General features: G+C 39.0%; 20 protein-coding genes. 3 read left to right on the top strand and 17 right to left on the bottom strand.

The window, feature by feature from the left end; all coding sequences use genetic code 11:
- Window positions 1-68 precede the first annotated feature (68 nt).
- The 14 genes from arsM to ACOWPH_RS24670 form a co-directional block, all read right to left on the bottom strand.
- Window positions 69-1,037 (bottom strand): arsenosugar biosynthesis arsenite methyltransferase ArsM, encoded by a 969-nt coding sequence (gene arsM / locus ACOWPH_RS24735; RefSeq protein WP_015212770.1) that lies wholly within the window; start codon window positions 1,035-1,037, stop codon window positions 69-71.
- A 94-nt stretch (window positions 1,038-1,131) separates the two neighbouring features.
- Window positions 1,132-1,806, bottom strand: a complete 675-nt coding sequence (locus ACOWPH_RS24730) for a response regulator transcription factor (RefSeq protein ID WP_042464489.1) — start codon at window positions 1,804-1,806, stop codon at window positions 1,132-1,134.
- A gap of 145 nt (window positions 1,807-1,951) precedes the next feature.
- Complete coding sequence (locus ACOWPH_RS24725) at window positions 1,952-3,382, bottom strand: sensor histidine kinase (protein WP_015212768.1); 1,431 nt, start codon at window positions 3,380-3,382, stop codon at window positions 1,952-1,954.
- 247 nt (window positions 3,383-3,629) lie between these two features.
- Window positions 3,630-4,085 carry a DM13 domain-containing protein gene (locus tag ACOWPH_RS24720; RefSeq protein WP_015212767.1) on the bottom strand — a complete coding sequence of 152 codons (456 nt, stop codon included), beginning with the start codon at window positions 4,083-4,085 and terminating at the stop codon, window positions 3,630-3,632.
- 93 nt (window positions 4,086-4,178) lie between these two features.
- Window positions 4,179-4,979, bottom strand: a complete 801-nt coding sequence (locus tag ACOWPH_RS24715) for a GNAT family N-acetyltransferase (RefSeq protein WP_015212766.1) — start codon at window positions 4,977-4,979, stop codon at window positions 4,179-4,181.
- A gap of 640 nt (window positions 4,980-5,619) precedes the next feature.
- Window positions 5,620-6,540 (bottom strand): NAD(+) kinase, encoded by a 921-nt coding sequence (locus ACOWPH_RS24710; RefSeq protein ID WP_015212765.1) that lies wholly within the window; start codon window positions 6,538-6,540, stop codon window positions 5,620-5,622.
- Between the two features lie 6 nt (window positions 6,541-6,546).
- Window positions 6,547-6,852 carry an NADH-quinone oxidoreductase subunit NuoK gene (gene nuoK / locus ACOWPH_RS24705; RefSeq protein ID WP_015212764.1) on the bottom strand — a complete coding sequence of 102 codons (306 nt, stop codon included), beginning with the start codon at window positions 6,850-6,852 and terminating at the stop codon, window positions 6,547-6,549.
- Between the two features lie 102 nt (window positions 6,853-6,954).
- Complete coding sequence (locus ACOWPH_RS24700; RefSeq protein ID WP_015212763.1) at window positions 6,955-7,566, bottom strand: NADH-quinone oxidoreductase subunit J; 612 nt, start codon at window positions 7,564-7,566, stop codon at window positions 6,955-6,957.
- Between the two features lie 79 nt (window positions 7,567-7,645).
- Complete coding sequence (gene ndhI, locus ACOWPH_RS24695; protein WP_015212762.1) at window positions 7,646-8,230, bottom strand: NAD(P)H-quinone oxidoreductase subunit I; 585 nt, start codon at window positions 8,228-8,230, stop codon at window positions 7,646-7,648.
- 91 nt (window positions 8,231-8,321) lie between these two features.
- Window positions 8,322-9,440, bottom strand: coding sequence for an NADH-quinone oxidoreductase subunit NuoH (gene nuoH / locus ACOWPH_RS24690; RefSeq protein WP_015212761.1), 1,119 nt, complete (start codon window positions 9,438-9,440; stop codon window positions 8,322-8,324).
- 561 nt (window positions 9,441-10,001) lie between these two features.
- Window positions 10,002-11,138, bottom strand: coding sequence for a citrate synthase (locus tag ACOWPH_RS24685; RefSeq protein ID WP_015212760.1), 1,137 nt, complete (start codon window positions 11,136-11,138; stop codon window positions 10,002-10,004).
- 112 nt (window positions 11,139-11,250) lie between these two features.
- Window positions 11,251-11,745 (bottom strand): phosphohistidine phosphatase SixA, encoded by a 495-nt coding sequence (gene sixA / locus ACOWPH_RS24680; protein ID WP_015212759.1) that lies wholly within the window; start codon window positions 11,743-11,745, stop codon window positions 11,251-11,253.
- A 318-nt stretch (window positions 11,746-12,063) separates the two neighbouring features.
- The gene (locus ACOWPH_RS24675) at window positions 12,064-12,744 is read right to left on the bottom strand and encodes a Shedu immune nuclease family protein (RefSeq protein WP_015212758.1); all 681 of its coding nucleotides are present in this window, start codon (window positions 12,742-12,744) and stop codon (window positions 12,064-12,066) included.
- Window positions 12,741-13,067: a type II toxin-antitoxin system RelE family toxin gene (locus ACOWPH_RS24670; RefSeq protein WP_015212757.1), complete on the bottom strand. Its 327-nt coding sequence runs from the start codon at window positions 13,065-13,067 to the stop codon at window positions 12,741-12,743. The genes ACOWPH_RS24675 and ACOWPH_RS24670 overlap by 4 nt, the downstream gene beginning before the upstream one ends.
- A gap of 503 nt (window positions 13,068-13,570) precedes the next feature.
- On the opposite strand from ACOWPH_RS24670, the gene gap reads away from it, so the two are divergent.
- The 3 genes from gap (at window position 13,571) to ACOWPH_RS24655 (ending at window position 17,313) form a co-directional block, all read left to right on the top strand.
- Window positions 13,571-14,596, top strand: a complete 1,026-nt coding sequence (gene gap / locus ACOWPH_RS24665) for a type I glyceraldehyde-3-phosphate dehydrogenase (protein WP_015212756.1) — start codon at window positions 13,571-13,573, stop codon at window positions 14,594-14,596.
- A gap of 130 nt (window positions 14,597-14,726) precedes the next feature.
- Window positions 14,727-16,157, top strand: a complete 1,431-nt coding sequence (gene pyk, locus ACOWPH_RS24660; protein WP_015212755.1) for a pyruvate kinase — start codon at window positions 14,727-14,729, stop codon at window positions 16,155-16,157.
- Between the two features lie 154 nt (window positions 16,158-16,311).
- Window positions 16,312-17,313 (top strand): transaldolase, encoded by a 1,002-nt coding sequence (locus ACOWPH_RS24655; protein ID WP_015212754.1) that lies wholly within the window; start codon window positions 16,312-16,314, stop codon window positions 17,311-17,313.
- 106 nt (window positions 17,314-17,419) lie between these two features.
- On the opposite strand, the gene ACOWPH_RS24650 is transcribed toward ACOWPH_RS24655, so the two are convergent.
- The 3 genes from ACOWPH_RS24650 to ACOWPH_RS24640 all read right to left on the bottom strand — a co-directional run bounded on the left by ACOWPH_RS24650 (window position 17,420) and on the right by ACOWPH_RS24640 (window position 21,863).
- Complete coding sequence (locus ACOWPH_RS24650) at window positions 17,420-19,861, bottom strand: ABC transporter substrate-binding protein (RefSeq protein WP_015212753.1); 2,442 nt, start codon at window positions 19,859-19,861, stop codon at window positions 17,420-17,422.
- Window positions 19,862-20,069: 208 nt separating this feature from the next.
- The gene (locus ACOWPH_RS24645; protein ID WP_015212752.1) at window positions 20,070-21,191 is read right to left on the bottom strand and encodes a DUF1822 family protein; all 1,122 of its coding nucleotides are present in this window, start codon (window positions 21,189-21,191) and stop codon (window positions 20,070-20,072) included.
- Between the two features lie 6 nt (window positions 21,192-21,197).
- Window positions 21,198-21,863: a sigma-70 family RNA polymerase sigma factor gene (locus ACOWPH_RS24640; RefSeq protein ID WP_250855263.1), complete on the bottom strand. Its 666-nt coding sequence runs from the start codon at window positions 21,861-21,863 to the stop codon at window positions 21,198-21,200.
- Between the last annotated feature and the right edge of the window lie 40 nt (window positions 21,864-21,903).

Genomic DNA, 21,903 nt, shown 5'->3' with positions numbered 1-21,903 from the left:
TATTCTTCTTCCTTCTTTCTCCTGACTCCTGACTCCTGACTCCTGACTCCTGATTTCTTACCTAAAATCTAACAGCAACCTCCGCCATCATAGTGCCAAGTGGAATCTGTTACCATAATTTCTTCCGGCTTTAAATCTCCGAGTTTAGCGGCTGTTTTATCACAGACTGCGGCAGGAATTCCACGTTGTAAAATGTGACCTGCTTGATCATTAAAAAATGCTTCTTGTCCTGCATAAATTGCGGTTTTGCCAGTGAATATACAAGCTCCATCTTCAGGAATATCAACCTTAAAGGAGACGGAATCAAGGCTTTCTAATAAAAGATTTTCTGCTAGTTGATAAGTTTGTTTATCTAATAATCTATAAGGGCGACGGGCGCGAATTTCTATCTGCCCAAAACCAGCATTTATAATTAGTTGGGTATACTCTTGATATGTAAGTGCGCCTGATAAACAAATGGCACGTAATCGTTCATCTTGTTGTAAATGGGTGGGAATGGGACTGGTAGCTATGGGGTCACTCATTTGCAATCTTCCACCGGGTTTTAATACCCGATAAGCTTCTTTTAAAGCACGGGTTAAATCTGCTGGTTCAAAAATGTTGAAAAGACAATTCTGTGCTAATACATTCACCGCAGCATCATCAACGGGTAAATTAAAGGCATCTCCGGGGCGAATCTCGATAAAACTGGTATCAAACCAAGGATTTTGTTGAGCAGCCATTTCTAAGTTACGTGTGGCAGCTTCGCGCATGGCTGCTACTGGTTCAACAGCAATGACAGCACCAGGACGACGGGAAAAGTAAGCAAATTGTAATGCTTCTAGTCCACCGCCAACACCAACATAAAGGACTGTGGGTTGATTTGCGAGTTCGGTGGGGTGAACTGTTGTTCCACAGCCATAATTCATTTCCTGCATTGGCAAAGGAATTTTCAATCCTGGTAATTGCAGGGGTGTGCTTTGAACACAACACAGTCCTACTTCTGGTGTTTGAGCAACTTCGCTATAAAATTGTGCTGCGGTTTCTAAATAAGTCATTGTTGCTGTATGAAATTAGCTTTGTATATATCAATTGTGGATATTAATATATTGGAGTGGGAATTTAATGAGTTTTCGCTGAGAGTTCATTAATTTATTCGCGTAATACATAGCCGACACCACGCACAGTTTGAACGAGACGCTTTTCATTGTTGGCTTCCAGTTTCAAGCGCAAGTAGCGAATATAAACTTCAATTATGTTGGAATCACCCATGAAGTCATAACCCCAGACTTCTTCTAAAATGCGATCGCGCGTAATTACCTGGCGCGGATGGGCGAGTAGATAGTCCAGCAAATCAAATTCCTTCGCAGTCAACTCTACTAATCGCTTTCCTCGATAGACTTCCCGCGTGCGGCGATTTAAACTTAGGTCATCAAATGCTAAGATATCTGCGGTATCTGTTTCCCGGTTTCGTCTCAGGTGGGCGCGGACTCTGGCTAATAATTCTTCGACACTAAATGGTTTGACTACGTAATCATCAGCACCAGCATCTAAACCAGCAACGCGATCGCTCACTTCATCTTTAGCGGTTAATAAAATTATCGGTACTTTATCACCGGTACTCCGTAAGCGACGGCAAATTTCTAACCCCGACACACCAGGTAGCATCCAGTCTAAAATTATTAAATCTAGATTTAACTCCCTTGCCGCAGTCAGGGCGGTTAGTCCATCATAGGCTACACTAACTTGATAGCCTTCATAACTCAATTCTAACTCTATAAATCGAGCTAATTTGACTTCATCTTCAACCAGTAAGATGTGCGTCATAATAATATTCAGGATTTCAGCAGGGATGTTAATTATACACAGAATGATAACTATAGAGAATATGTTTAAATACTCAATAGCTAGACATCTCATAGATATAATTTAGCTTAGTATAAACATGGATAAGTAACAAGATCATCTTTATTTACTGCGATGATGAGGCTGGTATAGTAATTGTAAAGGTACTTCCTTTTCCTTGGCGCGATCGCACACTTACATTCCCACCCATACTCTCTACAAGAGTCTTAACAATCGACAACCCTAAACCACAACCCCCAGTTGAAGAAGTACGGGCTTCATCTACACGGTAAAAACGCTCAAAAATTCGTGATTGGTGTTGTAAAGGAATGCCATAACCTTGGTCACAAACTTGAATAACTGCTTCTTCACCTTGCAGATGCAATTTAATCATTACAGGTGTTTCTGCTGGCGAATACTTCACCGCATTATCAATTAAATTTAGTAATACTTGTTTTAGACGATTATAATCTATTCTCGCCTCAATTAGCTGATTTATGGACTCAATTTCGATTATGCGATCGCTATACTTTTCTGCCATACTCACAACTTCTGCTACCAAATCATTGAGTAAACACAATTCCCGCCGCAAATGCAAATAACCACTATCAGCCCTTGCTAAATCGAGTAAATCTTGCAAAAGACGGATAGTGTGTTCAGTTTCTATTGCAGCAGTTTCCAAAGCTTCCTGTTGTGCGGATGTTAAATTATGTTGTCGGCGCAAAACACTTTGTAAATAACCATGAACAATTGTTAAAGGCGTGCGTAACTCATGGGAAACATTACTAACAAATTGCCTTTCTTGTTCCCAAGATTGGGCAAGACGGGCTAACATCATATTGAAAGTTTGAGTTAATTCTTTGACTTCACTAGGTGCGTGTTCAAGATATAATTGGGCTTGTCCTAAATCTGCTAGAGATATAACAGCAGTCATTTGGTTTAACTGGCGCAATGGTTGTAGAGAGCGCTGAATGTAAAATGCGATCGCCAAAGAAATAACTATAATTACCAAAATACTCACAATAGCCAAACTTTTAACCATTCCCAAAAACATTGTTTGTTCACGAGTTACATCTTGTACCAGAAATAAATTACCCAAAGCCTTACCCTTAAGTGGTAACGCACCACCACATAAAATATAATAGCGTTGACTAACTTTTATTAATTCGGGTTGAACCGACATCTCCGTTAAAGACATAAGCTCAGTTGCTGTTATATCTGGAAGCAGATTCCAATTACTAGATTTACCTATAATTTTCTTATCAGTACCTTTAATCCATAAAAATGTATCAGTAGTTGTTAAGTTATTTATTGCTTTTTGTAAACTAGTTTCCAGAGGATACATTTCACTATAAAGTTGCACATCCTGCGGCAAGCGATCAGCAATTTGAGCAATATTATATTTATGACTAGTAATTAAAATTTGCTGCATTTTCCAACTTGTCCAACTTGCAAGTCCTCCTAATCCCAAAGCTGAAACTAGAGCAATACCAATAGTCAGACGTAACCGTAAAGAAAATATATCAATTTTTTGCCAAACCTTGCTGATTTGTTTCACTTTAATAATCTTGAAGTTGATATCAGAAAAATTTTATAGCCTTTCCCACTCTAGTAAGATACAAAATTACCCCTCCCCAACCCTCCCCTTGGTAAGGGGAGGGTGCGCGACAGCGCGGGTGGGGTGTATTTCATGAGCTTGGGAATTGCTATATTTGGAAATGTTAACTGTTAAATTTAAAATTCTGATTCAATAAAAATTATCAGGAATGAAAACAGAATAATATCCATCAGCACTCCCACTACAACTACTTAGGTAAACCAGCATAACCAAAGCTAACATTAAATCGACGGCACCAAATACCAACAGAACCAAAGTCTGATAATCTCACATTTTTAGGTAGAGCATAACGTTGAGAACCTTTAGTTTTTTGTAAAGAAGCAATACTTATATAATCTTGCTTTTTAATATTATATTTTGGTGGTTTATCACCACGATACAAAATTACAACTAAATCAGGTCCATGATCCGTATTGAAATTATTGTCTAATGCTAAGTAGCGGTTGCTATTTATAGTAATAATGCTCACTTTTCCCTGAGTTCTATGTTCCAAAGTCTTAAAGCTTTCAGACTGTACTACTGAAGGAGTGACACTAGCCACAGACTCAGGCTGATTATTGATGGGAGTCGAGCTTACTTCCTTGGTACAGCCTACAGTTACAATTGCCACAATACCAAAAATAGCTAAATATTTTAACTTCATACTTAAACCTCCTTAAAATTTATCTTTAAGGATAATTTAAAGCCTGATATTATCGAAAAAATTAATTTAACATGAGAATTAGTTTAAGATTTACTAATGTTCAGATGCTAATTTGACTTCGCTTGAGTAACAGCATCTAGCGAAATCTGCAATATTAGATATTATTAAAAAATCAATAGTTTTAAACTGCTTATCAATAGCTGGTAGGCTGCATATTTTAGCACCAATGCTTAAATATGCTTGTAAAATTTTTGGAATTTCTAGATCATTATATATATCTTGACAGTGTGGAGTCATTTCTATGCGGTATTCTGAATTAGGGTGAACCAAGATACTTGGGTGCATCAAATCATGCTCCTGAAAATAATTATAAGCACAAGTAGCTTGTTTAGGACATTGTGTTAGTAATGATGCACAACCAAAAAAATATTGCTTTCCACTCCCAAGTAGATAATTAGCTAGTCCTTCCCAAAGTAATAACAGTGTATGACTATTGCGGTATTCTTTAGCTATACAAGCACGTCCAACTTCTACAGATTCCTGAAGCATAAAATCAGGAATTTTATTGAGATTAAATATGTCAGCAGAATCGAAACCTAACCCTTTACCAGCCATTGTATAGGTTTGCATTCTATATGTACCAATCGTCTTACCAGTATGTTTAGCAATAAGTATCAAATGATGGCAAACCTGATCAAACTTATCCTGATCCATTTGGGTAGTGTTAGAACCAGAAAATCCCAAACCTAGTTCTAGATTAAAAACCTCAAAACGTAAGCGGAATATAGATTCTAATTCTTCTTCAGTTGAAGCAAGTCGTAGGATGTACTTTTCATTTTGCAAAACGGGAAACTTAGGAGGATGCAATAAAGAATTGATTTGATGGTAATACATTTACATCTGTTTTCCTACTTGTATTTGCGAAATATCCCGCTAGAATTTAGAGCATACTAAATAAGTCATCGTGATAAATGATCTAGTTAGGGAGGGAACAGTTAACAGTGAAATAATACAGCGATTTCCTTCGGTTCCACAAATGTCTAAATATTGCTGCTTAAATACTTAGATAATATATAGGACTCCTATTTGATTTTTGAACAAACTCAGTACACCTTATATTCCTTCTTTTATGTTCCCTATTCCCTATTCCCTTTTCCCTGCCTCAACGAAAAATTCATGAATCAAATCGGATCACTATACATGAATTTAGCTAAACACTATTGCAGAAGAAATAGGAACAACTATTCTCTATTCCATTGTTTGATGATTATTGGAGATAGATTTCTTTTATTATCGACATTTTTATAAATAAAATCTGGCAATAAGATACAAATCAATCTAATTCACAATTTAATTTTTCTGTCAATAGTAATTATGTTCAGAAAGTCAAAATAGTCAGGGCTTACCCAACTTGCATATTAGTAAGGTGCGTCAGATCTATAAATTGGTTAGTATCAAAAAGCCCCCGAATTGATCCGAGGGCTAATAATTCACCAGTGAACTGCGGTAAAATTATGGGAAAAATACATTGCAATCAATTGCGGTGATTATTGTTGTAGCGAACTCTAGTACCTGCCCAAAGTAACTTTTCCCGCAGCGTCTGATAATATGAATTGTTATCCCGTAAAACAATAAATTTAGCCAGACAATCAGCCATCCGCACATCAACACGATGGCCTGGCCAAATTGAAGTAGATAACACCCCATCCATCCACAATTTAGTACTTAAATCATAATCCCCCAACGGCCAAATACTGACCACAGAACCAGGGGGTAAAATCAACGGACGACTAGAAAGACTCATTGGACAAATGGGTGTGATAGTAATCGCTTCCATCCCATCATGCATAATCGGTCCACTGGCAGAAACAGTGTAACCAGTAGAACCGGTGGGAGTAGAGATAATTAGCCCATCTCCTACATATTGATCAACTACCTCCCCGTCAATTTCCATTTCCAGAATAGAAGTGATCATTCTGTCAGCAGAAGCAGGTTTGACGCAAAACTCGTTCAAAGCTAGGTAATGTTCAGTCACTGGTTCCAAATTTGTCCGATGACCTTCATATACGGCCGCTTGCAACATCATCCGCCGCTGAATAGCATAACGATCCTCAAACAGACGATCCCACACACGTTCTGGTTCTTGAAATTCTTCCACAGACTCAGTTAAAAATCCCAAATGGCCTCCAACATTCACTCCCAAAATGGGAATGCCTGCTGAGGCTAAATGTCTAGCACCTGTTAAAACAGTACCGTCGCCACCAAGTACTAAAGCTAGGTCTATTGGTTGAGTAGCGGACGCTAAGAAAACCGGATAGGGGTTATCTTTCGGACCGCTAGGCCCCACCAATACTTGGCACTGACGTTCCTCTAGTTGTTTAGCACAGAGTTCTGCCCAGCGTTTGCTCTGGGAGTCTCGCGCTTTATAAGCAATGATTACCTGCTTGAGTTGCACGTACTGTTACCACTTCAGGAGATTAAACTGCTCCATATCGACGGTATCACGGTTGCGATAAATGGCCAGCACGATCGCTAAACCAACCGCCGCTTCAGCAGCAGCCACGGTAATCACAAAAACTGTGAAAACCTGACCTTTAATTAATGTTGAGTCAATAAAGTTGGAAAATGCCATTAAATTCAGATTAACAGCATTCAACAATAACTCAATTGACATCAGCACCCGCACCGCGTTACGGCTAGTAATTAAGCCATAGATGCCAATGCAAAACAAAGCTGCTGCTAGTAATAAAAAGTACTGAAGTTGCATGATTGGTGATTGGTAATTGGTGATTGGTAATGGGTGATTGGTCATGGGTCATGGGTCATGGGTCATTCATCTTCCCAGTCCCCAGTCCCCAGTCCCCAATCCCTAGTCCTCAGTTCCAGTACTGGTTGATACCAGTTCTCTGGGGCGTTCTGGCAAAGTTAAGATAGATTGTTGTCGTTGAGCAGAATCTGATTCGTCTGGTAAATATTCCCGACGTGCCAAAATAATTGCTCCTACCATTGCCATGAGCAACAAAATAGAAGCCAACTCAAAGGGTAGTAAAAAGTCGGTGAAAAAATGTTCACCAATCACAACTATAGAACTTTCACCAGCCACAGGAACAGAGGAATAAGCCCAAGGAGTTGCCAGTACCATCGTACTCAATAGGGCAAATAATCCTATACTTACAATACCTGTAACTATTTTCCGCAACCCAGCACTGGGTAAAGGTGAGAAATCCTGACGCTTGTTAACCAACATAATGGCAAACAAAATCAGCACGTTAATCGCACCAACATAAATCAAAATCTGTGCTGATGCTACAAAATCACCATTTAGCAACAGGTAAAGTCCAGACATACTGATGAATACACCACCCAGTAAAAAGGCAGAATAGACGATGTTAGAAAACAGCACTACACCTAGTGCTGCCCCAATCATCATCACAGCCAGTATGCCCAATGAAACAACCTGTACTCCTTCCGCTAGATTCACTTTTTTTGATCCTTTTGATGTTTGATAAATGCTCACTGGTAACTGGTAATTGGAAAAAATATTGATTACCTATTACCTATTACCCATTACCATTTTCTACAAGGTCTTCTGGACGAGAACCAGCGCGAGGTGCATCTGCGGGTACACCGTGGGGTTCCATAACACCTTTAGGTAGGTAAACTAGTTCGCGCAGTGGTGTCACCATTGGATCGTCTGTAACTTTGTAAGGCAATCGTCCTAATGCTACGCTGTCATAGTTTAATTCGTGGCGATCATACGTAGCAAGTTCATATTCTTCTGTCATTGATAAACAGTTTGTTGGACAGTATTCCACGCAGTTACCACAGAAGATACAAACTCCAAAGTCAATACTGTAGTGATTGAGCTTTTTCTTCTTGGTGGCTTTGTCAAATTCCCAATCAACTACAGGGAGGTTAATGGGACAGACGCGAACACAGACTTCACAAGCGATACACTTGTCAAATTCGTAGTGAATTCTACCGCGAAACCTTTCCCCAGGAATCAATTTTTCGTAGGGATACTGGACGGTAACTGGACGACGCTGCATGTGGTCAAAGGTGACAGAAAGCCCCTGACCAATATAACGAGCCGATTGTACTGCTTCTTTGGCGTAATCACCAACTTGTTTGAGGAACTTTAGCATTGTTTGTGTCTCTCACTCTTTTGGATTTTGGATTTTGGATTTTAGATTTCAGATTCAATCTAAAATCTAAAATCTACAATCTAAAATTGGTTTAGCCACCGAAGGCGACGGGAAAGGCTAATTTCAGGGCGGCGGTTAATAGGAGATTAACCAAACCAACTGGTAGCAAGAATTTCCACCCTAAATCTAATAATTGGTCAATTCTTACCCGTGGTAGTGTCCAACGGATGAGGATGGCGATAAATACCAGGAAGTAAGCTTTGAGTACGGTCATAGTGATACCTAGGGAGGCAGTTACTACCTGTAAAACAGGGTTTGTGTCACTGACTCCCAGCCAATCACCTATGAGACTAACGGGAATAGGAAAATGCCAACCACCTAGATACAAAATTGCTACTAGGAGGGAAGAAAGTATCAAGTTAATGTAAGAACCTAAGTAAAATAGACCGAATTTCATCCCGGAGTATTCAGTCTGATACCCTGCTACTAGTTCTTCTTCTGCTTCGGGTAAGTCAAATGGTAAGCGTTCGCATTCAGCTAGGGCTGCAATCCAAAAGATGATGAAACCAAGTGGTTGTCGCCAAATGTTCCAGCCTAGGATGCCAAAATGAGATTGCTGATTGACAATATCAACTGTGCTGAGGCTATTAGACATCATGGCGATCGCTAATACACTCAACGCCAAAGGAATTTCATAACTGATTGACTGTGCTGCTGCCCGCAAACCCCCCAATAGGGAGTATTTATTATTAGATGCGTAGCCAGCCATTAATAAGCCAATGGGCTGAATACTAGACAAAGCAATCCACAAGAATACCCCCATTCCCACGTTGGTAATGACGATATTTTCCCCAAAGGGAACAATCAGAAATGACAAAAATACCGGAATTACTACAATTATTGGTCCGAGGGTAAACAGCCAGCGGTCTGCTTGGGCAGGGACGATATCTTCTTTAAAGATTAGCTTCAGACCATCCGCTACAGGCACTAGCAACCCAAAAGGCCCTTGAAATTCTGGGCCAATCCGTTGCTGTGCAGCAGCAGAAATTTTCCGTTCTAGCCAGGTAGCAACGAGTACTCCCACTGTTGCACCAATCAGCATTAGGATCATTGGTAACGGCATCCAAATCGCTTTGGCCGCCCCTGGTGGTATTCCTAAATCCCTGACAGATTGAATAAAAGTTCCTTGGAGGTCAATTCCTGCATTCATTTTTGCTACTCTTTAAGTCGTCAAGTCACGGTGAATCCCAACTATTAATTGAGTTAATAACTAGAATTAGCTCTATTGAGATGATGCCTGATTGTAGATTTGTTGCCAATTCCCATGTTTAGTATATCCTTGGATGGTTTTTGCCCCGTAAACCAAGAGACAACTTCTGCTTATGGTTGGGATTGAAATTGGCTAATGCTGGGGATTGGTAACGCTTCAGCCTACCGTCAGTGACTATTGGAAACTGGAATCAGATTTCTTTTCTTTTTGCCTTTTCCCTGTCACTGTCCCCTAAACAATACAAATTGGCCGCTTTCCTGGTGATAACGGGTTTCTACTCTATAGAAATTGTCTGATGTTCTAGCAATGGAGGGCTTTGAAAACAGTATCAATTTAAGATTCTCGATTTGAGATTTTTAACTCAAGCCTAATAGAGGAGATAGATGACAGTTATGAATCTGTCCATCTATGGGCATGAATCCCAAATCTAAAATCTAAAATTGATTACTTGTCAGCTAATTACGGGAAATTCTTCTTAACTGTCACCTGTTCCCTAGCTAGTTAACGGTTGTCGATGGGAAGATAAGGAACTTCGTGACGACCGTTGTAAATTTGAGTAGGACGGAAAATCCGGTTTTCTGCGAGTTGTTCTTTCCAGTGTGCTAACCAACCAGCCACGCGTGCGATCGCAAAAACAGGTGTAAACAAGTCCGTAGGAATCCCCATTTTCCGATACACCAAACCAGAATAAAAGTCAACATTGGGATAAACTCCTTTGCTGCCAACCTTCTCTGCCATTACCCGTTCCATTTCTTGGGCAACTTCATAGTACTTGTCGTAGCCAAATTTATCAAACAACTGCTCCGCCAAGTTTTGCAAGATTGTCGCCCGTGGATCTTTCACTTTGTAGACACGATGTCCAAAGCCCATAATCTTCGCTTTCCGTTGCAGAAGATCATCTACATAGGGACGGACATTATCTACACAACCAATTTCTTCTAACATCTGAATTACTTCTTCGTTAGCTCCACCATGCAGGGGTCCACCTAAAGTACCCACCGCACTAGCAACCACCGCATAGGGGTCAGTTAAGGTAGAAGCCGTCACCCTCGCACTGAAGGTAGAAGCATTCATTGTATGCTCGACGTGGAGAATCAAGCAGATGTCAAAAATCTTTGCTGCTAAAGGATCTGGTTCCTTCTCATTCAGCATATACAAGAAGTTGGCGGAATAATCCAAGTCATCCCGTGGCTTTACAGGGTCATTCCCTTGCCGCATTAACTGGAACGCTGCTACCATCGTGGGAATAGTTGCCATTAAGCGCACTACAGCATCACGAATATAGACCGGATTATGTAAATCCCGTCGAGAATAAAATAGACCCAATGCAGCCGCAGAGGCTTGCAGCGCATCCATAGGGTGTCCACTTTCGGGAAAGCATTTCATCATATCCCGAATGCGATATTTTATCCGTCTGTGGTAGCGAATTTCATGCTCAAACGCTTCCAATTCTTCTTTGTTTGGCAATTCACCCCAGATTAAGAGATAAGCAGTTTCTATAAACGTACTTTTTTCTGCTAATTCCTCAATCCGAATGCCACGATATTCTAGTATTCCCTTTTGCCCATCTACATAACTAATACTCGATTGGGCTGCGGGAATGCCTTCTAAACCAGGCTTGTATTCGCACACCGTCATGGCAACACCATCTGCTTTGTGAAATATCTGATCACGCTAACTTACCAGAGGTTATTTTCACCATAACAGTTGCCGATCTAACAACTATTCTATGCGAAAGGTTGAAAAACTGTTATGGCAGGTACTTGGGTGGTATCAACAAGAACAACTGACTACGACCCAGAGGAGATCCTATTTCTGGTAGTTTTATCCCAATCATACCTGCTTTTTTGAGGACGAGGCGCTCTTTTGCTTCTCCCCAAAGCAGATTTTCTGCCCAATTGCTCAAATTAGGCTCATGTCCCACCAATGCTAGTTGGTTTGAGTGAGTATAATTTCTCGGTTCAAACCATTCTTTTAGCCAACTATTAATGTTACCTTCTGGGCTGAGGTGATGCAATTCTTCTAACTCTGAACTCAGTCCAGCCTCAATGAGAATTTCTGCGGTTTGCTGGGCGCGGACGAGGGGACTAGTCAGGATTAAATCAAAGTGTAAATCTAGTTTTACTAATCTTTGGGCTACTCTCTCGGTTTTTTGTCTTCCTTCTTTGGTTAGCTGACGTTCTTCATCTTTTAGTTCTGCTTGATGTTCTTCGGCGATACCATGACGAATTAAGTATAATTCCATATTAATAATTTAGATTGTGTTTGGTTCTAGTACCTAATAAATCTCGACAAATTTTACAAACTAAAAAATTGTTAATTTCTCTACCATGTGTGAATAGCCGATGATTTTTGGCTGACTCTATTGATATAAATGGTGTGCTTAATTCCTTCGCGTAGAAATGCATAACTACAAATTTTAAAATGGTAGATTAAATCTATGTGTTTTATGTGCTAATGCAAGCTAGTATACTGCGGCGTAAGTGAATGAACCATTAAAATTTGTGAAAAATCTGCGATTTGAACTCCCTGTAAAAGGTACGCGTACTTACGCCGTACTGTACTAGGGTGATGTGCAATCGCTCTCATCTGTGGAAATAATTCGATCAGCCTCTGATTCTGCTTCATAAATCAGTGGATACAGTGAAAGTCTATCTCTAATATCTCTGGCTAATTGGTCAAATGTTATGCAAATTACTTTGCGTGAGTCTACTAAAACCTTGTTTAAACGCCATTTTAATCTAGCTTTATCAAGAAGAGAGATAAACGCGTCTCTACCTATAATAAGAATGCCGTAAAATTCTATATTTTCACTGTCAAAAATAGAGAGAAATGAGGTCGTTTTCTTAAAATCATCAATTTTCCAAAACCAATCAATGATTTGACTGAAACCATGCTCAAACCTAGGCGACCAATCTAATGTACTTCTTCCTCTATTTACAAATATACTGTCTTTAGTAGCATCTTCAAATTCAATAAAACAGTAAGTGTTATTTATACAATCACCAACGACTAAATCAGCACGAAAATCACCAAATAAGGAAAATTCATGTTTAATTTGGTTGCATCTGACTAAATCAGGAACGTAAGACCCAATAAATGCAGATAAATGTAGCCTATCCTTAAAGAATGGTAGTATATCTTTACTTTCTTGTAATTCACTATTAAGCAGTAATTTATCAAATTCATCAAGCTCTAATAGACACTGTTTAAGGTCTAATTTAAAGGAATCTAGACCTTTCATATCCTATCCATTTCCAATGATCCATATAATCTCTCAAGACGATCGTGATTGACTATATCGACAATAGTTACTTCTACATCTTGAAATTTAAAAATAATTCTATATTTTACGCCTGCTCTCGCAATAAAATAATTAGGAACAGATTTGATTCTATTAATTTTAAGCATTGAACAATCAGGAAAATTTTCTAGGTAATTAATGACACGAATAACTTTTTCCTGATCTTTAGTCTGTAAAGCATCCAGTGATATTTGTGCTTTATCAAGTAAAGCTACTTTGTTTCTGTTTAACTGTTGGTTATTAGATTCAATACCTAAATTCATAACATGACAGAATTTTTCTAGATAATATCCACATTATACTGTAGGATTACTATTTGATTTTTGTTGGCGTAGCCTGCGCTTGCGCTTACAGGATTATGTATTGTATGGTGCGTTAGAATGAAATCCGTAACGCTCCGTTCTCAAGGGTTTGGTGCGTTACGCTGTCGCTTTAGCGTAGCCATGCCCGCAGGGCTATACACACCCTACGTATATTTTCAATAATCAAACCGGATTCCTATATATTCAATAAGTTTTACATAGGTAACAATTCTATAGAAACCAATACTGATTGAACTTTAACACAGATATATGGTTATGAAAATAATGTATCCAATAATGATTAATGACCAATAACTAATGATCAATCACTAATGCCTAAACCTTAAAATATGCCAGCTAAATCGACTCTATGCCTTTTGTGACTGTAAGAATCAGCTAAGTGAGATTAGAATTAACCCGGCTAATTATCCTTAGTTGAATCCTCAAAAACAGGAGGTTTAATTGTGACGAAGTTGAAAGTTGGTATTAATGGATTCGGTCGTATTGGCAGACTTGTGCTTCGTGCTGGTCTTACTAACCCCAACATTGAATTTGTGGGAATTAATGATTTAGTTCCACCTGATAATCTTGCTTATCTCTTAAAGTATGACTCTACACACGGTAAATTAAAGAGCAAGATAGAAGCAAAGGAAGATGGCATAGTTATTGATGGCCATTTTATCCCTTGTATGTCGGTGAGAAATCCGGCAGAATTACCTTGGGGTAAATTGGGCGCTGATTATGTTGTTGAATCTACAGGACTTTTCACCGACTATGCAGGGGCTGAAAATCACCTGAAAGCAGGTGCAAAACGAGTGGTGATTTCTGCACCTACCAAAGAACCAGACAAGGTAAAAACATTGTTGATGGGTGTAAATCATCATTTGTTTGACCCAGCAAAGGATTTAATTGTTTCCAATGCAAGTTGTACTACAAATTGTTTGGCTCCTATTGCTAAAGTTATTAATGACAACTTTGGTTTAACTGAAGGACTGATGACTACAGTCCACGCGACGACAGCCACTCAACCCACGGTAGATGGCCCCAGTAAAAAAGACTGGCGAGGTGGAAGAGGTGCGGCTCAAAATATTATTCCCTCCGCTACAGGGGCTGCTAAAGCGGTGGCTTTGGTTTTACCAGAGTTGAAGGGTAAGTTGACTGGTATGGCTTTCCGGGTTCCTACACCCGATGTCTCGGTGGTTGACTTGACTTTCAAAACTGCTAAAGCTACGAGTTACAAAGAAATCTGTGCGGTGATGAAGAAAGCTGCTGAAGGTACATTGACAGGTGTTTTGGGTTACACCGATGAAGAGGTGGTATCAACTGATTTTCAAGGTGATGCCCACTCTAGCATTTTTGATGCAGGTGCGGGAATTGAACTGAATTCCAATTTCTTTAAAGTTGTCTCCTGGTATGACAACGAGTGGGGTTATTCCAACCGTGTTGTTGATTTGATGTTGTCAATGGCACAGAAAGAAGGATTGATTTAGATGATTGGTCATGGGTGATTGGTAATTGGTAATGGGGAAAATTATTCCCCCTGCACCCTGCACCCTTCCCCCCTGCTTCTTCCTGGGCTTAACGGGGTGCGCTACTTTACCGTTATTCCCTATTTTTGTTATGCGTCGAACTAAAATTATCTGTACTGTTGGCCCGGCTACTTCTGCACCTGAAAAGCTAGAAGCTTTGGTGAAGGCGGGAATGAATGTGGCACGGCTGAATTTTTCCCATGGTGCTTATGAGGCTCACGCCCAAACTTTTCACCATTTGCGGCGCATTAGTAGCGACTTACAAAGACCGATCGCTATTATGCAAGATTTATGTGGTCCGAAAATCCGTCTGGGTAAGTTACCACCGGAAGGACTGATGTTAGAAGCTGGTAGCGAAGTGACTTTTCTGTTGCAAGATAAGGGTGAAACTATTGATGAGTTACCCCTACCGCTACCGACTTTGTTCGCTATGGTGCGCCCTGGTGAACCCATTTTAATTAATGATGGTCGGGTGAAGTTGACTGTAACGAGTCGTGATGCTGATAAAATTCGCGCTCATGTCAATATTGGGGGTTTGGTTTCGACTCATAAAGGTGTGAATTTACCCGCCACGCCTTTACCTGTGAGTTCGATTACAGAAAAGGATTTGATGGATTTGCGGTTTGGGATTCAGTTGGGTGTAGACTGGGTTGCAGTTTCTTTTGTGCGATCGCCCCAAGACCTCGAACCTGCAAAAAGAATGATTGAAGCTGCTGGCGCAAAAATTCGCCTCATTGCCAAAATTGAACGCGCAGAAGCCGTAGAACAACTAGACGCTATCCTTAATGCTGCTGACGCAATTATGATCGCTCGTGGTGATTTGGGAGTAGAAGTACCTATTCATCAAGTCCCTCTTATTCAAAAAGACATTACTCGTCGCTGTAATCAAGCTGGTAAGCCGGTTATCACTGCTACTCAAATGCTGGAGTCGATGATTAGCGCCCCAGATCCCACCCGCGCAGAAGCTACGGACGTTGCTAACTCTATTTTAGATGGTACGGATGCCGTCATGCTTTCTGGTGAAACTGCTGTGGGAGAATACCCTATTGAGGCTGTGCAGATGATGCATAACATCGCTGTACAAACAGAAACGGCGCTTAAAGCTGGTAGTAGACATTCCTGGAATCATGAAGCTGGTTGTCTGAGTGTAACGGAATCAGTAGCACAAGCAGTTTGTCGGATTGCCTATGAAACTGGTTCTAAAGCAATTCTCTGTAACACCACTTCGGGGAATACAGCCAGACTAATTTCTAAATATCGTCCTTTGACTCCGATTATTACTCTTACCTCTGAGGCTATTGCTTACCGACAATTAGCACTATCTTGGGGTGTGGAACCTTTACTGATTCCACCTGTACATAGTGCGGAAGAAATGTTTATGAAAGTTGTCAACAGTGTTGTGGAAGGCGGTTTTGCCGAGGATGGTGATAAAGTGGTCATTACCTCTGGTATCCCAGTTGGTCAATCAGGAACAACTAGTTTAATTAAAGTGCATTCGATTGGACAGCCAATTACGGCATAAGACATCTAAAATGGGGCTGAGGCCTAAGCCAAGTCAGGAAAATTAGGCAATCGTTAAGAAAGATTGCCAGAATCGGAATTGTGTGGAAGATGAAAGAGTTTAAATAATTGGGGATTGGGTAAATCCTAAACCAAAAAAAATCACGGAGTATGTTATGCCTAAGAATTTACTGGAACAATTGCGGGCAGTAACCGTAGTAGTAGCCGATACAGGCGATATCCAATCTATTGGCAAGTTTAAGCCCCAAGATGCTACCACCAATCCCTCACTGATTACCGCTGCGGCACAAATGCCGGAATATCAGGAAATTGTTGATCAAACTTTACTCAAAGCTAAAAAAGATGCAGGTGCAGGTGCTACCCAATCAGAGGTAGTCTCTCTAGCTTTTGACCGTTTGGCGGTATCCTTTGGATTGAAGATTTTGCAAATTATCCCCGGTCGGGTTTCTACAGAGGTAGATGCTCGTTTATCCTATGATACAGAAGCTACTCTGGCTAAAGCACGGGATTTGATTGCTCAATATAAAGCTGCTGGTATTTCTCCCAATCGGGTTTTGATTAAAATTGCTGCTACTTGGGAAGGTATCAAGGCGGCGGAAATTTTGGAAAAAGAAGGTATTCACTGTAATCTGACTTTACTATTTGGTGTCCATCAAGCGATCGCTTGCGCGGAAGCTGGTATCACTCTTATTTCTCCTTTCGTTGGTCGCATTCTTGACTGGTACAAGAAAGATACCGGACGCGACAACTACCCCGCAGCAGAAGATCCAGGTGTATTGTCAGTCACCAAAATCTATAACTACTACAAGAAGTTTGGTTACAAAACTGAAGTTATGGGCGCAAGCTTCCGTAACATCGGCGAAATTACTGAACTTGCTGGTTGTGATTTGTTGACCATTTCTCCTGGTTTGTTAACAGAACTGCAAAACACTGTTGCAGAATTACCACGCAAACTTGACCCTGCGAAGGTATCAGATTTGTCTCTTGAAAAAATCTCCGTTGATAAAGCTACCTTCGACAAGATGCACGCCGCTGACCGGATGGCATCTGATAAACTTTCAGAAGGTATTGATGGCTTTACCAAAGCACTAATTGCTCTAGAACAACTACTAGCAGAGCGTTTGGCTCGTCTTGAAAGCCAAAAGGTAACAGCGTAATCATTTGAGATAATTGAGCTACCTTCAACCTTTTTAGGGTTTTGTTCAGAAAATAAATTATCTAATCTTGTGGGATGGGCATCCTGCCCGTCCTTTCACCAATTACCTATTTTGGTACAAAGTTGTAGCCAGTGGGTGTACTTGGATCTGGCTGTATTTGGACTAAAACAGCTTTACCGATTCTATCTCCTGTGCGATCGCCCCATGATAAAAATCTAATTGTCCCAGTAGCACCTAAAAAAGAAAAATTATTACTTAAAGCTTGTTGAATATTTATTCTCGTACTACCTTTTTTTTGCATAGCAGTAGCTACTACTTTAGTAGCATCAAAAGCCGTCGCTGTACGCCAAGTAATTAAGCTTTTTTCACCCCAAAGGCGATTAGCATTTTGAACAAATGCCTGATGATCTGCAACATTAATATTCCAAGGAACTGCCATTATCATCCCATTAACTGCATTCCCAGCAGCAAGAGTTTCTTGAGTTTCTAAACTAGGATTTCCTAATAATAAAAACTTCCCTTGATTACTTTTAGCGAGTTCAATAGCTGGATTAATTCTGTCAACTTGAGGATTCAACAGGATAGCAGTTGCTTTTTTATCAATTGCTTTTTGAATAATCTGCTCGCTGCGGAAATTATCAGCAGCAAAATCGCAATTAATATCATTAATTAACTCTAAGCCTTTACTATCCATCATATTAACAAAAGCTTGCTCAAAAGACTGGTCTGTAGCTTTAGAATCACTGCAAATAACAATCTTATTTTTTTTGTTATTCTTGGCATATTCAGCCACAGTTTCAGCAGTTGTAGTGAAACTAATTACAGTTCTATAAATATAATTACCATGAGTCCGGTCTTGACGATCTGTTAATTTTGTAGAACTACTAGTTGGCGAAATCATCACCAATTTCCCAGCCTGGTATATATCAGCAGCAGGTACACTAGCATCACTGCTATTATGACCAACTACCGCTAAAATATCCGCATTTTCAACAAATCTTTTTGCTACTTGTTTAGCTATTTCTGGGTTATTATCATCATTAGCAATTTGTATTTGTAAAAACTTACCATTTACCCCACCATCATTATTTATCTCTTGTTGCGCCTGTGCTAATCCTCGCAGTATTTCTTGTGCTACCGAAGGATTACTACCTATAGGAACAGCTACACCAATTTTGATTACTTCTTTATAACTAATCTTTGCATTTTCTAAATATATCAAAGCCTCCGGATCATTCGGATATTCCTGTAAATAAGTAATAAGTTTGTTAACTGCTTGATTGTAATTTTTCCACCAAAATGCTTTTATAGCTTCTTCTTTATTTAAATTAGTCACCGCACTAAATAATATTTTCTCCCCATAACTAAACCGATTCCGCAATTTAATTTCCTGTAAACTCAACCATAAAACAGCACCGATAATTACAAATAACATCGTAACTGTAACTGACTTAGCAACCATCTTTTGGAAATTACGAGGTTGGGGATATTTTAGTAATGCTGCCGCTGGATTTTGAAAAATTACAGGTATCCAAGAAGCACAAGGATATTCATTTTCTAACTCTTCCTGTAAACGTACACGCGCTTGTTGTACAGAAGTATATAAAGATTCACCAGATGCAAAAACTGTGAGAAAATATTCTAGAAAATGTTGAGCGACAATATCAGGAACAGGTTCTCGCATCACAATTATATAAGGAATTTTTAAATCTGCTAAATTGCGTGCTAATCCTAAACCATCACAAGAATTAAAAATTGCTAATTTCAATCCTTTTTTAACAGCATATCCCAGGCTATAACGCAAATCTAAAAGTGATAAACTTTCATTGTCATTAATTTGAATTTCTCCCCAACTATCACCTTCTTGACTGCAACTATGTCCAGCAAAAAATAAAATATCCCAAGATTGATTCCATAATTTTTTGACTATTTCTTGACGTGATGGTTGCAGCAAAGGTTCAATAATTGCACCTGGCAATTTGGCTGTCAATGCTTGTAAATCTTTTTGAATATCAATTTCTTGACTATTACCTAAAATAGCTAGAATTTTAACTGGAATTTTTAGTTGCATTGTTGAGGGTTTATACTCTGAACTAATCACAACCTCTGGCTGAATATGACTAGTATGAAAGATCTCCCATAAATGCCAAGGAAGTCTTCTTAATAGCGAATCTTGTGTTTCTAAAATAAAGCGGACATTATCCCATTCACCGATTTTTTGTAAAAATTGCCTTTCTAACTTTCTTACAGATGGTTGATTTAGCCAAGCATTAAAACTAGACTTCAATTTTTGAGCAGCAGCATCACAAACTTCTGTAGTAGATACATTAGTTATTTGCGTTTGCGGAACAGTAATTAACCAATTACCAGGCAATTTATAATAAGCTGATTGCCATTCATAATAAGTTTGAGGAATTTCCAAATCTGCTGGAAACCTGCCATAAATTTCTGCAAAATGAGGTTTACCGTCTTCAGCAATTCTAATTTTTACAGGAAACCCTTTTTCAAAGCTACCTTCCCCAATTTCGAATATTACCAGCTTACCCACTGTTGTTACCTTAATTGATTCGTCTGGTTAAATGACAAATTTTTCTATGCTAGTCTATGTAGGTTGGGTTAAGCGACAGCACAACCCAACGAATGCTTATAAATGTTGGGTTTTGTTCCTCAACCCAACCTACGTAATTCTATTTTTTGAGCTTAACCGGCAAGTATTGCAACCAAACCTACAATTTTCTTAACTAAACCGTATTGGTTTAAATGACAAACTTTTCTGTAATGGTTGCATTATTTAGAGTAACCCGAATTTGGAATTTTTCACCTAATTCAGCACAAAATTTTAATTGGATGTAATTATCTTTTTGTTCTCTAGCTTTAACTTCTAAAAATGGTTGTCCATTTTCATACAATCCTGATAATAATAAATCTGCTGGTAAATAAAGTCGATTTCCCATTGGATATACCCGCAAAAGCACAGCAAATGTTTTATCTATTTTTGGTAAAATAGCCACCATTAAAGCAACAGAATTTCCGGCTAACTGCATTCCTAAATCCATGATTCGTCTAGCAGTAATTACAGGATGATTTGGTGCTATTGTCCATAAAACTTCTGCTAGAGTCCAACGGATTTCTTCATCATTAGTAGTTTGTAAAAGATAAACAAGAATATCCGTTACTTCTACATCTGAATTAGGTAATAATCTTGACGGCAAGATTTTCTCCCAACTGCGCTGGGGATATAATTGTTCAACAACTTGCCAAACTTTTTTGGGTGTATCTATTTCAAATCCTCGTACTTTTAGAGAACGAAAGGCTAATTGTGGGATTTTTTGTAAAGCTAATTCCTCAATGCTTTGCCATTGGGATGTATATATTCCTTCTAACCATTGTCTTAATTTTACACCCGAAAATTGATGGTAATGTTCTATTAAAAGTTCTAATGGTTGTAACTGTTTTAGGTTAATTTCCGTTGTGGTAACTTCGGGCAAAAACCCTATAATTTTACCTTCTTGACAAGTTTGATTAATTTCTACTATTACATAACCAAAACGATCATTCGAGACTTCAGGAGGAATATAACAAACTTCTTCTCCTGTTCTGATATATCTACATTCTAAATGTCCGATTCCAGTTAATAATAAATCCGCCACATCTCCACCCATTCTTCCCCAACAATCCCAACTATGACTAGCTTCTATTGCAGTAGAAATATCTAACATTTGCAAATAATTATTTACAACTTGTACGGCTAAAGTATTCAGATATACGAGTTTAGCTTTTTCTTGATTTGGTTGTTCTTGGGCAAATTTTAAGGCTGTATCTCGTAACTTTGCGGAAATAGGAATAGAAATGCTTTGCTGTTCAGTAGGATAATTCATGACTTGCTATATATCAAAGTAACCTTCGCTATCAAAATAAGCTTGGGATTTACCAAAGTTGAGAAGACGGGGAAAACATTGACGTTGATAGAAATTACTCAGAGTTGCTATAGGTATACCAAACTCTTTAGATAAATCTATCCAAGATGTTTCTGGTGGTAAACGACGGGCAATTAAAACGTAACAATTAACATCAGGACGATCTCTGATATGAATACGTTGCAGTTCTAGAGAATTTGTTTTTAACCATTCTTGAATTTCATTTAATATTGGTCTTGGTTCTGGTGGTGCAGGAATTAAATTTGCAGGATCTATTTGTTGTTCATTGTCTTCTAGGAGTAAATTGAATTTATTTTTTTGTTCATAATAGTTAATTCTTTTATCTTGTAAACGATAACTTAAGTAATTATTGATCCAAGTGATAACACTACTTTTCTCAGGATTATAGGATTCTTTTGCAGTAGTTGCTTCACAAAGATTTCGGCAAAAAAAACACCAGGTTTCCTGTAAAGCTTCTTCTGCATCAGGTATACCGATTCCACGCAATAATTTACCTGTTTTTTGAATCAGTAAAATAATTTGATTTAATCCTTTTTGACGGGCAATACTGCCCCTAGAATGTTGACAGGTTTCTTGAATAAGTTGAAGGATTTTTGCTTCTAATTCATCCATGTGATTAGGTTAATTTAATCGTGATACATAATACCATTTT

Origin of the sequence: Anabaena sp. PCC 7938 (assembly GCF_049315035.1) — a bacterium.
GTDB classification, from domain to species: Bacteria; Cyanobacteriota; Cyanobacteriia; order Cyanobacteriales; family Nostocaceae; genus Anabaena; species Anabaena cylindrica.
The sequence above is the reverse complement of the archived record's forward strand: the minus strand, read 5'-3'. Positions and strand labels throughout refer to the sequence as shown.